The sequence below is a fragment of the Stakelama marina genome, from assembly GCF_018122655.1.
Taxonomy (GTDB): domain Bacteria; phylum Pseudomonadota; class Alphaproteobacteria; order Sphingomonadales; family Sphingomonadaceae; genus Sphingomonas; species Sphingomonas marina.
In genome coordinates, this window is the sequence record NZ_JAGRQC010000002.1 from 24,443 (window position 1) to 38,483 (window position 14,041).

Annotated in this window: 16 protein-coding genes; 3 read left to right on the plus strand and 13 right to left on the minus strand. The window is 64.9% G+C overall.

Annotated elements, in window-relative coordinates:
- Nucleotides 1-29: 29 nt before the first annotated feature.
- Both dnaJ and dnaK read right to left on the minus strand, forming a co-directional pair.
- Nucleotides 30-1,163 carry a molecular chaperone DnaJ gene (dnaJ, locus tag J7S20_RS06470; RefSeq protein WP_284054024.1) on the minus strand — a complete coding sequence of 378 codons (1,134 nt, stop codon included), beginning with the start codon at nucleotides 1,161-1,163 and terminating at the stop codon, nucleotides 30-32.
- A gap of 100 nt (nucleotides 1,164-1,263) precedes the next feature.
- Nucleotides 1,264-3,189: a molecular chaperone DnaK gene (dnaK, locus tag J7S20_RS06475; protein WP_284053433.1), complete on the minus strand. Its 1,926-nt coding sequence runs from the start codon at nucleotides 3,187-3,189 to the stop codon at nucleotides 1,264-1,266.
- A gap of 219 nt (nucleotides 3,190-3,408) precedes the next feature.
- Here dnaK and J7S20_RS06480 point away from each other — a divergent pair, with 219 nt between their 5' ends.
- Nucleotides 3,409-3,858: a copper chaperone PCu(A)C gene (locus J7S20_RS06480; RefSeq protein ID WP_284053434.1), complete on the plus strand. Its 450-nt coding sequence runs from the start codon at nucleotides 3,409-3,411 to the stop codon at nucleotides 3,856-3,858.
- A 106-nt stretch (nucleotides 3,859-3,964) separates the two neighbouring features.
- Here the strand turns inward: J7S20_RS06480 and grxD are convergent, their stop codons facing one another.
- The 11 genes from grxD to J7S20_RS06535 form a co-directional block, all read right to left on the minus strand.
- Entirely contained in the window at nucleotides 3,965-4,291 is a 327-nt protein-coding gene (gene grxD / locus J7S20_RS06485) for a Grx4 family monothiol glutaredoxin (protein WP_284053435.1), read from the minus strand.
- 4 nt (nucleotides 4,292-4,295) lie between these two features.
- Nucleotides 4,296-4,535, minus strand: coding sequence for a BolA family protein (locus J7S20_RS06490; protein WP_284053436.1), 240 nt, complete (start codon nucleotides 4,533-4,535; stop codon nucleotides 4,296-4,298).
- Between the two features lie 3 nt (nucleotides 4,536-4,538).
- Nucleotides 4,539-4,862, minus strand: coding sequence for a DUF1476 domain-containing protein (locus J7S20_RS06495; RefSeq protein WP_284053437.1), 324 nt, complete (start codon nucleotides 4,860-4,862; stop codon nucleotides 4,539-4,541).
- Between the two features lie 118 nt (nucleotides 4,863-4,980).
- The gene (locus tag J7S20_RS06500; RefSeq protein ID WP_284053438.1) at nucleotides 4,981-5,385 is read right to left on the minus strand and encodes a hypothetical protein; all 405 of its coding nucleotides are present in this window, start codon (nucleotides 5,383-5,385) and stop codon (nucleotides 4,981-4,983) included.
- Between the two features lie 55 nt (nucleotides 5,386-5,440).
- Entirely contained in the window at nucleotides 5,441-6,442 is a 1,002-nt protein-coding gene (locus J7S20_RS06505; protein WP_284053439.1) for an NADPH:quinone oxidoreductase family protein, read from the minus strand.
- Nucleotides 6,405-7,046 (minus strand): 3-isopropylmalate dehydratase small subunit, encoded by a 642-nt coding sequence (gene leuD, locus J7S20_RS06510; protein ID WP_284053440.1) that lies wholly within the window; start codon nucleotides 7,044-7,046, stop codon nucleotides 6,405-6,407. Before leuD ends, J7S20_RS06505 begins: the two co-directional genes overlap by 38 nt.
- A gap of 28 nt (nucleotides 7,047-7,074) precedes the next feature.
- Nucleotides 7,075-7,218 carry a hypothetical protein gene (locus J7S20_RS06515; RefSeq protein ID WP_284053441.1) on the minus strand — a complete coding sequence of 48 codons (144 nt, stop codon included), beginning with the start codon at nucleotides 7,216-7,218 and terminating at the stop codon, nucleotides 7,075-7,077.
- The gene (gene leuC / locus J7S20_RS06520; protein WP_284053442.1) at nucleotides 7,215-8,660 is read right to left on the minus strand and encodes a 3-isopropylmalate dehydratase large subunit; all 1,446 of its coding nucleotides are present in this window, start codon (nucleotides 8,658-8,660) and stop codon (nucleotides 7,215-7,217) included. The genes J7S20_RS06515 and leuC overlap by 4 nt, the downstream gene beginning before the upstream one ends.
- A gap of 84 nt (nucleotides 8,661-8,744) precedes the next feature.
- Nucleotides 8,745-8,939 carry a CPBP family glutamic-type intramembrane protease gene (locus J7S20_RS06525; RefSeq protein WP_347709229.1) on the minus strand — a complete coding sequence of 65 codons (195 nt, stop codon included), beginning with the start codon at nucleotides 8,937-8,939 and terminating at the stop codon, nucleotides 8,745-8,747.
- A 21-nt stretch (nucleotides 8,940-8,960) separates the two neighbouring features.
- A complete protein-coding gene (locus J7S20_RS06530; RefSeq protein WP_284053444.1) occupies nucleotides 8,961-9,911 on the minus strand; it encodes an NAD-dependent epimerase/dehydratase family protein in 951 nt (316 codons plus the stop codon).
- 20 nt (nucleotides 9,912-9,931) lie between these two features.
- A complete protein-coding gene (locus J7S20_RS06535; protein ID WP_284054025.1) occupies nucleotides 9,932-11,416 on the minus strand; it encodes a SulP family inorganic anion transporter in 1,485 nt (494 codons plus the stop codon).
- 253 nt (nucleotides 11,417-11,669) lie between these two features.
- Here J7S20_RS06535 and ubiM point away from each other — a divergent pair, with 253 nt between their 5' ends.
- Together ubiM and J7S20_RS06545 are read left to right on the plus strand one after the other, a co-directional pair.
- Nucleotides 11,670-12,842, plus strand: a complete 1,173-nt coding sequence (gene ubiM / locus J7S20_RS06540) for a 5-demethoxyubiquinol-8 5-hydroxylase UbiM (protein WP_284053445.1) — start codon at nucleotides 11,670-11,672, stop codon at nucleotides 12,840-12,842.
- A gap of 86 nt (nucleotides 12,843-12,928) precedes the next feature.
- On the plus strand, nucleotides 12,929-14,011 hold the full coding sequence (locus tag J7S20_RS06545) for a fatty acid desaturase family protein (protein ID WP_284053446.1): 1,083 nt from the start codon (nucleotides 12,929-12,931) through the stop codon (nucleotides 14,009-14,011).
- The last annotated feature ends 30 nt before the right edge of the window (nucleotides 14,012-14,041 follow it).

Consider the following 14,041-nt stretch of genomic DNA (forward strand, 5'->3'; position numbering starts at 1 on the left):
AGGCTTGCGCCGGCGGACCGACGCGGGGGTCAGCCGCCGACCGCCTGTTTCAACTTGGCGAAAAAGCCGGTCGCCTGCGGACATTCCTCGCCGGTTTCGGTTTCGCGGAATGCTTCGAGCAGCTCGCGCTGCTTGGCGGAGAGCTTGCGCGGCATTTCCACCTCGAGATGGACGACCATGTCGCCGCGACCGCGTCCCTGCAGCACCGGCATGCCCGCGCCGCGTTTGCGCACCTCGCGACCCGACTGCGTGCCCGCGGGAATCTTGATGACATGTTCTTCGCCGTCGAGACCTGGAATCGCGATCTCCCCGCCCAGCGCCGCCGTCGTGAAGCTGATCGGCGCCTTTGCGTGCAGCGTCGTTCCGTGGCGTTCGAACAGATCGTGCCGCTTGATATGGAGAAAGATATAGAGGTCGCCCGACGGCGCCCCGCGCGCGCCAGCCTCACCCTCGCCCGACAAGCGGATGCGCGTGCCGTCATCGACGCCCGGCGGAATGTTGACGGTCAGCGTCTTGGTCTGGTCGACGCGCCCTTCGCCGCGGCATTCGGCGCACGGATCGCTGATGATCTCACCCGATCCTCCGCAGGTCGGGCAGGCACGCTCGACGACGAAAAAGCCCTGCTGCGCACGCACCGCACCGGCGCCGCCGCAGGTGTTGCAGGCGCGCTTGCCGGTGCCGGGCGTGGCACCACTGCCCGAACAGGCTTCGCAGATGCCGGAGACATCGACCGTGATCTCGGTCGATTTGCCCTCGAACGCGGCGTCGAGGCTGATTTCCATGTCGTAGCGCAGATCGGCGCCGCGGCGCTGCTGGCGCCCGCCACCGGGGCGTCCACCGCCCATGAATTCGCCGAACACGCTTTCGAAAATGTCGCTGAACGCGCCGAAATCCTGCGCCCCGGCATGGCCGCCACCGCCGCCGCCCATGCCCTGCTTGAACGCGGCATGGCCGAACCGGTCATATGCAGCGCGCTTTTGCGGGTCCTTCAGGACCTCATAGGCTTCGCTGACCGCCTTGAACTTGGCTTCGCTGTCCTGACAACCACCGGTACGATCCGGATGGTACTTCATCGCGAGCTTGCGATACGCCGTCTTGATCGTGGCGTGATCGGCATCGCGCGAACAGCCCAGCAACTCGTAATAATCGACTTCAGTCATAATACCCCGCCCGGAAACGTGCCTCGACCTCACCCGAACCGAGCGGCGGGGCGAACCCCGGTCCGGCCGGTCCAAGCGAGGTCGAGAACCGTTTCACGGTCTCTTACGACTTGTTGTCGTCGTCGTTCACTTCGGAGAATTCGGCGTCGACGACTTCTTCCTCGTCGCCGCCTTCGCTCCCCGCAGCCGCGCCGTCGGTGGCACCTTCGCCGCCACCCTCGGCCTGCTGCTTCTCGTAGATCGCCTGGCCGAGCTTCATCGCGACCTGGGCGAGCGCTTCCGATTTCGCCTTCATCGCTTCGGGATCGCCGCCTTCGACCGCGGTCTTGGCTTCGGCGATCGCTGCCTCGATCTCGGACTTCAGCGACGCGTCGACCTTGTCGCCATTGTCGGCAAGCTGACGTTCGGTGGTGTGAATGAGGCTCTCGGCGTTGTTCTTCGCCTCGGCGCCCTCACGCCGCTTCTTGTCCTCGTCGGCGAACTTCTCGGCGTCCTGCACCATCTGTTCGATGTCGGAGTCGGAGAGACCACCAGAGGCCTGGATGCGGATCTGCTGTTCCTTGCCGGTGCCCTTGTCCTTGGCCGACACGTTGACGATGCCGTTGGCGTCGATGTCGAACGTGACCTCGATCTGCGGCACGCCGCGCGGCGCCGGCGGGATGCCGACCAGATCGAACTGGCCGAGCAGCTTGTTGTCCGCCGCCATTTCGCGCTCGCCTTGGAAGACGCGGATCGTAACCGCCTGCTGATTGTCGTCGGCAGTCGAATAGGTCTGCGACTTCTTGGTCGGGATCGTCGTGTTGCGGTCGATCATGCGCGTGAACACGCCGCCCAGCGTCTCGATGCCGAGCGACAGCGGCGTCACGTCGAGCAGCAGCACGTCCTTGACGTCGCCCTGAAGCACGCCCGCCTGGATGGCGGCGCCGATCGCGACGACCTCGTCGGGGTTCACGCCGACATGCGGTTCCTTGCCGAAATAGTCCTTCACGACCTGACGGACCTTCGGCATGCGCGTCATGCCGCCGACCATCACGACCTCGTCGATCTCGCTCGACTTCACACCGGCATCGGCCAGCGCCTTCTTGCACGGGTCGAGCGTGCGCTGGATCAGGTCGTCGACCAGCTTTTCCAGGTCGGCGCGGCTGATCGTCTTGACCAGGTGCTTCGGACCGTTCTGGTCGGCGGTGATGAACGGCAGGTTGACCTCGGTCGACTGCGCCGAGGAAAGCTCGATCTTCGCCTTTTCGGCGGCTTCCTTCAGCCGCTGCAGCGCGAGCTTGTCCTTGGTCAGGTCGATGCCTTCGGCCTTCTTGAAGTCGTCGGCGAGGAACTGGACGACCTTGGAGTCGAAATCCTCACCGCCGAGGAAGGTGTCGCCGTTGGTGGCCTTCACCTCGAACACGCCGTCGCCGACCTCGAGGATCGAGATGTCGAACGTACCGCCGCCAAGGTCATAGACCGCGATCGTCTTGTTCTCGTTCTTCTCGAGACCATAGGCGAGCGCCGCCGCCGTCGGCTCGTTGATGATGCGCAGCACTTCCAGACCCGCGATCTTGCCGGCATCCTTGGTCGCCTGGCGCTGCGCGTCGTTGAAATATGCGGGCACGGTGATGACCGCCTGCTCCACGGTTTCGCCGAGATAGCTTTCGGCGGTTTCCTTCATCTTCTGAAGGATGAAGGCGGAGATCTGCGACGGCGAATAATCCTCGCCGCCTGCCTTCACCCAGGCGTCGCCGTTCGAACCCTTGACGATGGTATAGGGCACCAGCTCGGTGTCCTTCTTCGTCACGGGATCGTCGAAGCGGCGGCCGATGAGGCGCTTCACCGCGAACACGGTATTGTCAGGATTGGTCACCGCCTGGCGCTTGGCCGGCTGACCGATCAGTCGCTCCCCATCCTTGGCGAAGGCGACGATCGAAGGCGTCGTGCGCGCGCCTTCCGCGTTTTCGATCACCTTGGGCTTGCCGCCCTCCATCACTGCAACGCAGCTGTTGGTGGTGCCGAGATCGATACCGATTACTTTAGCCATATTCCCTCGTTTGGCCCCCGGTTGATATACAAAGATTTATCCCGCGCCCCGATTGGCGACGCGGGCGGTTCACGAGGCGATATAGGTGGGGTTCGCAGCACCGCAAGATGGCCCCCCGATTGTGAAAATCGCGCTACCCTTCCCGAAACGGGATGCGCCTTGCGCACAGCCCGCCCGCCGCCTAGGGCACGCGAGGCCCGCAACCGACAAGGAATGCCCATGCGCCTGCTCGCCCTGCTTGCCCTTCCCGTCCTTCTGGCAAGTTGCAGCCACCCGGCCGAACTCAGCGCCGATCAGGCCTGGATACGGTTGCCAGCGGTGAAGGGCAGACCTGCGGCCGCCTATTTCACGATGCACGGGGGCAAGGACAACGCAACGCTCCTCGCCGCCGCCACGCCAATCGCCACGCGCGCCGAACTGCACCAGAGCATGCGCATGGACACCGGCAAGGGCACGGCCATGGATACGATGAAGCCAATCGCCAATGTCGCGGTTCCGGCCGGCGAGACGGTGAAGTTCGAACCCGGCGGCAAGCATGTCATGCTTTTCGATATCAGCCCCAAGGCAAAGCCCGGCAACGACACCCGGCTGAGCCTGAGCTTCGCCGGCGGCCGCACGCTGGAAATCCCGGCAAAACTGGTCGCGGCCGGCGACCCGTCGCCCTATTGAGCGCTACTCCGACGACGCTGCCGCCGCGTTCTGGACCTACGAAACAAAAACGCCCGCCGCCGCGATCTGCGACGACGGGCGCTTGATTTTCAGCGAACAGGCCGGGTCAGGCGGCGACGCCCTTTTCCTTCATCAGCTCGGCGAGTTCACCCGATTCGTACATTTCCATCATGATGTCCGATCCGCCGACGAATTCGCCCTTCACATAGAGCTGCGGAATGGTCGGCCAGTCCGAATAGGTCTTGATACCCTGACGGACGTCCTGGTCCTGCAGCACGTCGACGCTGTCGAATTCGACATTGAGGTGCTGGAGGATCGCCACGGCGCGGCTCGAAAAACCGCATTGCGGGAAAAGCGGACTGCCCTTCATGAACAGCACCACGTCCTTGTCCTTCACCATCCCGTCGATCCGGGTCTTCACGTCTTCACTCATAATCTTACTCCTTTGCCGGCGCTGCCGTCGTCAGCTGCAGTGCGTGAAGCACGCCGCCCATCCGCTCGCCCAGCGCGGCGTACACCGCCTGATGCTGCTTCACGCGCGGCATCCCGCGAAAGCTTTCCGCGGTCACTCGCGCCGCATAATGGTCTCCGTCGCCGGCCAAATCGGTAATCTCGACCTCGGCATCGGGAATGCCTTCGCGGATCAGCGCTTCGATTTCATTTGCTGCCATCGGCATGGGTTACATCGACTCGATCGTCTGGCGCCGCGCCTCGACGGCCATTTCCTCGAGCGCCTTGCGGACCTGACCGTCATCGATTTCGACGCCGGCGGCCGTCAGGTCGCCGACGATCTTGCGAATGACGTCCTCGTCGCCAGCTTCCTCGAAATCGGCCTGAACGACGGCCTTGGCGTAGGCATCGGCCTCCTCGGCGGTGAGGTTCATCTTCTCCGCCGCCCAGGCGCCGAGCAGCCGATTGCGGCGCGCGGTGATACGGAAAGCCATTTCCTCGTCGCGTGCGAACTTTGCCTCGAAGGCCCGCTCGCGATCATCGAAGGTCGTCATCTGGTCGTCGTCCCCTGCCAAAATTGCTGCAAACCGAGATAGGGGCGACCTACGTCCGGCGCAACGGGCGCGAAAGACATCCCCGCGCACCGACGGGAGGACGCGTCTTGCAGCTCGATCAGCTGTCGAACGTAACCTTGCTTCCATACCATGCGGGTTCTTCCCGCTGCGGCGGCACAGGGCGCTTTACCAGTTGCAAGACCATCGCCGCGACCAGCTTTTCAAGGTCGAGGCACGATTTCTGCTCGACAACTATCCGTCGGACCGCGCCATCGGGTGCGACCAGCACCGCGAAGCGCACAGTCAAATCGTGAAAATCGTCGGCTGTCACGTCGCCCAGATCGCATTTCTTGCTGCGAATGATACGCTTCAATTCAGCCCGGGCAGCGGCGCCGTTGAACGAGCCTGCTTTCAGCTTCAGGGGCTGGAGCGCTTCCCATTGTGCGCTGCCGATAGAGATTTCTGGCGCCGCCTGCGACGAAAGCGCCAAGGCGACCGCCCCGACAAGAATGTCTTTAATCATCGCTCACATCCCCTGATCGTCCCGTCAATAGCAGCAGGATGACCAGATGTCGCGCCTAGCCGCCGACCTCTACCACCAGCTTGCCGATCGCGCCGCGCGCCGCCATTTTGGCGATCGCCTTGCCGCCATCCTCGAACGCAAAGGTGTCGGTGACGCGCGGTGCGATCTTGCCCTGTTCCCACAGGCGGAACAGGCGGTCGACATGCGCGGCATTCGCCTTTGGATCGCGCGCGGCGAAAGCGCCCCAGAACACCCCGCACACGTCGCAGCTTTTCAGCAGCGTCAGGTTGAGCGGCAGCCGGGGGATACCAGCAGGGAAGCCCACGACGAGGTAGCGTCCCTCCCAGCCGATCGAACGCAGCGCGGGTTCGGTGTAATCGCCGCCGACGGGGTCGTAGATCACGTCGGCGCCGTTCGGCCCGAGCGCGTCCTTGAACTTGCCCGCCAGCGCCTTCGACTGGCCCTTGTCGAACGGCGCACGGTCATAGATGACCGTATCGTCAGCGCCGGCCTCTCGCGCGGCCTGCGCCTTTTCCTCCGACGATACGGCGGCAACGACGCGCGCGCCGAACGCCTTGCCGAGTTCGACCGCCGCCAGGCCGACACCGCCCGCCGCCCCCAGGACGAGCAGCGTATCGCCCTCCTTCAGATGCCCGCGATCGAGCAGTGCGTGGATCGTCGTGGCATAGGTCAGGAGCAGCGCCGACCCTTCGGCGAAACTGCGCCCCTCGGGCAGACGGTAGGCGCGGTTCGCATCGAGCACGACCTTCTCGGCCAGGCCGCCATGGCCGACCGTGGCGAGCATCCGGTCACCGGCTTTCCAGTCGGTGACGCCCTCGCCCACCGCTTCGACCACGCCCGAAATCTCGCTGCCCGGAGCGAAGGGGCGCTCCGGCTTGAACTGGTATTTGTCCTCGATGATGAGGACGTCGGGATAGTTGATCGAGCAGGCCTTTACCGCGACCAGCAACTGCCCCTTGGCGGGCGTCGGGTCGGGAAGTTCGGACAGTTCGAGCGTGTCAGGCCCGCCCGGCGCTTTCGACAGCAATGCTTTCATCTCGGCCCTCTCCTCCGCTTTGCGGTACGAGCCAGGGCCGCGAATTCGCGATACCGGACTCGTATTTCGAAATTGCGGTATCCTTTGCCAGTGTCAGACCGACTTCGTCCAGCCCCTGCATCAGGCAATCGCGGCGAAAAGGATCGAGCTCGAAGCGGAACCGGTCCTGAAACGACGTCGTCACCGTCATCGTTTCCAGATCGACGGTGATCTCGTCGGTCTTCGCGACCTCCATCAGCCGGTCGATCGCGTCTTGCGGCAATACCACGGTGACGATGCCGTTCTTGAACGCGTTGCCCGAAAAGATGTCGGAAAAGCTGGGCGCGATCACCGCCTTCACGCCCATGTCGGCAAGCGCCCAGGCGGCATGTTCGCGGCTCGACCCGCAGCCGAAATTATCGCCGGCGATCAGCACCGGCGCGCCGGCATATTCGGGGTTGTCGAAGACGTTGCCCGGCTCCGCCCGCACGCTTTCGAACGCGCCCTCGCCCAGTCCGTCGCGCGTCGTCGTCTTCAACCAGTGCGCAGGAATGATGATGTCGGTATCGACATTTTCCGCACCGAACGGATAGGCGCGGCCTTCGACGGTTCGGACCGGTTCCATTTACTCACTCCCGCATTTGTGCGGACGCTCAGCGAGCGACGACAACGCCCCCGGCGCTGCTCGTCGGTGCGAAGTCCACCGGCACGTCGTCATGGGTGATCGTCGATGCGTAAGCGGCAGCGACGCCGCTCAGCACGGTTCCGGCCACAAGGGCCACCAAAGCACGCTTCATACTGTCCCGTCCCCAAGAAGGTCCCGCACGTCCGTCAGGCGACCCGTGACCGCCGCTGCTGCCGCCATGGCCGGCGACACCAGGTGCGTTCTTGCCCCCGGACCCTGCCGCCCTACGAAATTTCGGTTCGAAGTGGAAGCACAACGTTCACCCGCCGGTACCTTGTCGGGGTTCATCGCCAGACACATCGAACAGCCGGGTTCGCGCCATTCAAAGCCTGCCTCGATGAAGATACGGTCGAGTCCTTCGCCCTCCGCCTGCCGCTTGACCAGCCCCGAGCCAGGTACGACCAGCGCCTGTTTCATGCGGTCGGCGACCTTGCGCCCCTTCACCACCGCCGCCGCCGCGCGCAGATCCTCGATCCGACTGTTGGTGCAGCTGCCGATGAAGACATGCTCGAGCGCAATGTCCTGCATCCGCGTACCGGGGGTCAGCCCCATATAGTCGAGCGACTTGCGGGCCGCTGCACGCTTGGCAGGGTCGTCGAAGCTGTCCGGGTCGGGCACCACGCCGGTGATCGGCACGACATCCTCGGGACTCGTCCCCCAGGTCAGCGACGGCGCGATATCGGTCGCGTCGAGCGTGACGGTGCGGTCATATTCTGCGCCAGGATCGCTCGGCAGGCGGCGCCAGTAATCGACCGCCCAGTCCCACGCCTCACCCTTCGGCGCCATCGGGCGTCCCTTCAGATAGGCGAAGGTCGTTTCGTCGGGCGCGATCAGCCCGGCGCGCGCGCCCCCCTCGATCGACATGTTGGACACGGTCAGCCGCCCTTCGAGCGACAGACTGCGGATCACATCGCCGGTATATTCGATGACATGGCCGGTCCCGCCGCCCGCGCCGATCCGACCGATGATGGCGAGAATGACGTCCTTTGCCGACACGCCGAAGCCGAGCGCACCTTCGACGCGCACTTCCATCGTCTTCGACTGTTTGAGGAGCAGCGTCTGCGTCGCGAGCACATGCTCGACCTCGCTCGTACCGATGCCGAAGGCGAGCGCACCGAGCGCGCCATGCGCCGACGTATGGCTGTCGCCGCAGACCAGCGTGGTGCCGGGCAGCGTGAAGCCCTGTTCGGGGCCGACGACATGGACGATGCCCTGTTCGGGCGCGACCGCATCGAAATAGGCGATGCCGAAATCGGCGGTGTTGCGCTCGAGCGCCGCGAGCTGCCCCGCGCTCGCCGGGTCGGCGATCGGAAGCCGCGCACCCCGCGCATCGACGCGCGCCGTGGTCGGCAGATTGTGGTCGGGCACCGCGAGCGTCAGGTCGGGGCGGCGCACCTTGCGCCCGTTCGCCCGCAACCCTTCGAACGCCTGCGGACTCGTCACCTCATGAACGAGATGGCGGTCAATATAGATGAGACAGGTGCCGTCGTCGCGCCGTTCGACGACATGATCGGCCCAAATCTTCTCGTACAGCGTAAGAGGTTTGCTCGCCATGGCGCGCGGTCTATATGAATATTGCTGCAACGCAAGCCCGTCGCTTGCTCGCCACGCCACGAACTCCGCGGCCAGGCTACGACTTCAGATAATCAGCCCGATGGCGTTCCCGAAATTGTGAATGACGACCGGGAACACCACACTGCCGCTTCGCAACCTCAACCAGACCGCGAGCAGCGACGGAATAGCGGTCAGCGCGAACAGCATGGCATCGAAATGATAATTCCCATCCCCATATCCGAGGCCGTGGGCGAGGCCGAACGCCGCACACGACAATATCGCGCCCCAGCTCGATTCGGCCTACCGCTCCTTCGGCGAAACATAATTGGCGTCATGGGCGGCTTGCAGTTCTCCGCCCCGTTGCATCGCGTCGAGAATCGCGGCGAAGTCCGTCTTGCAGCGAAAGCCCATGTCGCGCTCGATCCGCGACGCGTCGTACACCCGGCCTAACGTATCGGGCAGCACCCAGCCGCGCGCTGCATATAGTGCCTCGGCATGCGGAAAATGCCGCGCAATCACCGCGCGGGCGTCGCGCTTCAACTCGGCGACCTCGTCGCGGGCGAACGGCGTTGGTGCGGACACGATGTAAGTGCCGAAACCGATTTCCGGCGCCCGGTCGAGCGCCGCGACATGTGCCCGCGCCATGTCTTGCACCGTCGCGCGACGGTTGAGAAATTCGTTCGCCTTCATATTCTCGCCCGACAGCGTGCGATGCGTGTCGTCTTCTTCGGGGAAGAAGCGCGCGGTACGCAGGACGATGCAGCCCATCCCGCTTTCCCTCGCCAGCGTCCGGCAAAGCTGTTCGGCCGCATATTTGGTCACGCCGTAGATGTTGCGCGGCGCGATCGGCCCGCTCTCCTCGTCGAGCCAGATCGCCGCGTCGCCGGCTTCATCGCGGATCGCCTGACTTATCATCAACGAGGTCGTCGAGGTGAAGACGAAGCGATCGCAGCGGCGTTCGGCAGCCGCCTCCAGCAGATTGAGCGTGCCCGTCACGTTGACATCGATAAAGGCCTGTTTCGGATAGCGGGCGATGTCGGGCTTGTGCAGCGCCCCCGCATGGACCACGGCATCGATGCCCCGTTCGTCGAACACCCGCTCGACGAGAACGCGATCGGCGACGCTGCCGATAACGTCCGTGTCCGCCCCCGGCGCCACGTCGAGCCCCGTCACGACATGGCCCGCCTGCCGCAGCATCGGCGCGAGATGGCGGCCGAGCCAGCCTGAAGATCCCGTCAGCAAGATTCGCATGACGGTACGCTTAGCGGCAATCAGTGACCGACGACACCCAGCGACTGGAACGGCTTGTCATGCTCGCCGAATTTCTCGACGAGCGTCGCGCTCGCCTCGTTCAGCCCGATGACCTCGACATCCTTGCCCTCGCCGCGCAGCCGCAGCACGACCTTGTCGAGCGCACCGGTGGCCGAGATGTCCCAGAAATGGGCGTGGGTCAGGTCGATCACGATGCGCTCGACATCCTCACGGAAACGCACCTCCTCGACGATGCGATCGACCGAGGCGAAGAAGATCTGGCCCGAGATCACATAGCGCCGTTCCTTGCCGTCCGGGGTCAGATGGCTTTCCATCGTGACCAGGCGACGAACCTTGCCGGCGAAGAAGATGCCCGACAGCAGCACGCCCACCAGCACGCCGATCGACAGGTTGTGGGTCCACACGACCGTGACGACGGTCGCCAGCATGACGGCGGTCGAGGGAAGCGGGAAATGGCTGATCTCCGCAAAGCTCTTCCAGCGAAAGGTGCTGATCGACACGAAGATCATCACACCGACCAGCGCCGGCATCGGCACCCGCGCGACCCACGGGCCGAGCGCGACCATCAGCACCAGCAGCATCGCGCCCGCGACGAAGGTCGACAGACGGCGGCGGCCACCGCTCTTGATGTTGATGACCGACTGGCCGATCATCGCGCACCCGCCCATCGCACCGATGAAACCGGTGAAGAAATTGGCGACGCCCTGCCCCATGCACTCGCGCCGCTTGTCGCTGCGCGTCTCGGTCATGTCATCGACGATTGCAGAGGTCAGCATCGTCTCGAGCAGCCCGACCGCCGCCATGCCGAGCGAATAGGGCGCGATGATGCGCAGCGTTTCCCATGTCATCGGAACGGCAGGCAGATGGAACATCGGCAGCGTCGAAGGCAGATCGCCCATATCGCCGACGGTGTTGACGTGCGTGCCGCTGATCATCGTGTAGGCCGCAACCAGCACGACCGCGACGAGCGGCGCCGGCAACGCCGTGGTGATCCGGGGGAAGCCGTAGATGATCGCCAGCGTCACCGCGACGAGCACATAGGTTACCCACGGCACGCCGATAAGCTGCGGCAACTGCGCCATGAAGATCAGGATGGCGAGCGCATTGACGAAACCGGTGATGACCGACCGCGATACGAAGCGCATCAGCAGGTTGAGCCGAAGCACGCCGGCGATGACCTGGAACACGCCCATCAGGATCGTCGCGGCGAACAGATATTCGACGCCGTGCCCGCGAACCAGCGGACCGACGAGCACCGCCACCGCCGCCGTCGCCGCGGAGATCATACCCGGCCGTCCGCCCGTGACCGCGATGATGCACGCGATCGAGAAGCTGGCGTAAAGGCCGACGCTGGGATCGACGCCCGCCACGATCGAAAAGCCGATCGCCTCTGGAATAAGCGCGAGCGCGACCATCAGCCCGGACAGGAATTCACGCCCCGGATTGGTCAGCCAGTCGCGGCGGACATTGGAGGCGAAGGACATGCGGACATCGGCCATGGCGGAGGCGTTCCTCGTCTGGCGAGCGAATGCGCGCCGGTCGGGCGCGGTATCGATCGGTCAAATGGTGAATTGCTGCGCCGCAACATCGACGGCAAGCCCGCTCCCCTAGCGGCGCGCACGTCCGCGATCAACCCATTGCGATCCGGCGAGCGGCGGTCACGGCGTTTGACCCAGCGCAAAGACAAGCGCGGTTCGCGGCGCGAGCAGTGGCACCACAACATGGCGGAGAGCTGGATTGAACGATTATGACGTAATCGTCGTCGGTGGCGGACCGGCGGGACTGGCGTTTGCGCGCGGCCTCGCGCGGTCGGGGCTGCGCATCTGTATTATCGAACGTCAGCCACGCGCCGCACTCGCCGATCCGGCGAGCGACGGTCGCGAAATCGCGCTTACCCACCGCTCTGTCGCCACGATGAAGGCGCTCGGTGCGTGGGATCTGATCGAGCCTCGATGCGTCGCTCCGCTGCATGGCGCACGGGTCTTCAACGGTCGTTCTCCGCTCGCACTTTCGTTCGACCCGGATGGAACGAGCGCCGACCGGCTCGGCTATATGGTTTCCAATCACGCGATTCGCAGGGCGCTGTTCGCCGCCATTGCCGAGCAACCCGACACGGCGTTGCACAGCGATGCCGATGTCGTGGCGGTGCGCGCGTCGCGCGCGGGCGCTTCGGTCACGCTCGGCAATGGAACCGTGCTTTCCGCCAGTCTGCTCGTCGCCGCCGACTCGCGCTTCTCCTTCGTGCGCGACCAGCTGGGGATTCCGGCGGAGATCAATCGCACCGGCCGGTCGATGCTGGTATGCCGGGTCCGGCACAGCCGCGAGCATCACGGTATCGCGACCGAATGGTTCGACTATGGCCAGACCATCGCGATGCTGCCGTTGCGCGGCAACCAGTCCTCTGCGGTACTGACGCTGGGAAGCGATGAAATCGACGCGCTCGCCACGCGTCGGCCAGAGGAGTTGGGATCAGAGATTGCGCGCCGCTTCGATCACCGCCTCGGCGCGGTCGAGCTTGTCGAAGGACCACATGTCTATCCGCTGGCGACCACCTATGCCCGTCACTTCGCAACCGACGGCGCGGCACTGATCGGCGACGCCGCAGTCGGAATGCACCCGGTCACCGCGCATGGTTTCAACCTCGGACTGCAATCGGCGGCCAGCCTGTCGGGTCTGGTCGGCAAGGCGGCGCGCGCCCGGCGTCCGCTCGCCTCTCCCTTCATGCTCCGCCGCTACGAGGCGCAGCACCGGCTCGCATCGCGGCCGCTTTATACCGGCACCAACCTGCTGGTCGCCCTGTACACCGCGGAGCGCGCGGCGGCACGGATCGCCCGCCATGCCGGACTGCGCGCCGCCGCCGGCCTGTTGCCGGTCAATAGCGCGATCACCCGGATGCTGATGCGGCAATAATCGTGCGCCGCAGCTTTGACCCGTATCAATGCGACGCGCCCGGATTTGGAGAAAGCGCGACCCTCACGATGCAAGGGACATGCGACATGCGTTTCGATCGGCTGACTGCGCACGCGGCCGCGCCGCGCCCCGCCGGGGTTGGCGGCAACGACTGGGAAGACCGCGAGATGCTACGCCAGGCAGCGCTGCTGACGCGCGACCTGCACCGCCCCCGCCCCGCGATCTACTGGACGGACTGTTTCGGTTCCGCCGCGATCGGCTATGCCGCGATGGTCGGCACGATGCTCAGCAAGAGCTGGCTGGTCGGAGTCCCGCTCGCCCTGCTGTCGGTGCTCGCGCTTTATCGGGCGGCGCTGTTCATTCACGAGATCACGCATCTCGACCATGCCAGGCTGCCGGGTTTCCGCGTCGCGTGGAACCTGCTCGTGGGAATGCCGCTGCTGCTCCCCTCGTTCCTCTACGAAGGGATACACGCCGTCCACCATTCGCGTGTCCATTACGGGACCGCAGGCGATCCCGAATATCTTCCGCTCGCACGAATGCGGCCATGGACGCTTCCGCTGTTTCTGCTCGCCGCGCTGTTCATGCCGTTGCTGCTGTTTGCGAGGTTCGGCGTGCTGGGACCGATTTCGTGGTTCGTCCCGCCGCTGCGGCGCCTGCTTGTCGCGCGGCTGTCAGCACTGGAGGTCAATCCTGCCTATGTCCGCCCGACCCCATCGGGACGCTTTGCGCAGCGCTGGCGCTGGCAGGAAGCGGGCACGAGCATCGTTGCCGTCGCGATTCTGTCCGCACTCGCGCTCGGCATCCTGCCGCTCGATTTCTTCGCGATCTATTGCGCGATCGTCGCCGGAGTCGCGCTGCTCAACCAAACGCGGACGCTGGTCGCGCATCTTTGGGAAAACGAAGGTGAGCAACTGTCGATCACCCGGCAATATCTCGACAGCACCAACGTCGCCCCGGCCTTTCCGGGGGCACTATGGGCACCGGTCGGGCTCCGCTTCCACGCGCTGCACCACCTGCTGCCGCGGCTTCCGTATCACGGCCTGGCAGAGGCGCATCGCCGGATCAGCGCGGCGCTTCCGGCCGGATCGGCCTATGGCGGCGCAAACTACCCGTCGCTTCGCATTTTGTTACGACGGCTGATCGCCGGGACGATGTCGGCGCGCTGAACGCGGCCTCCCGTCCCGGCGACGAATACA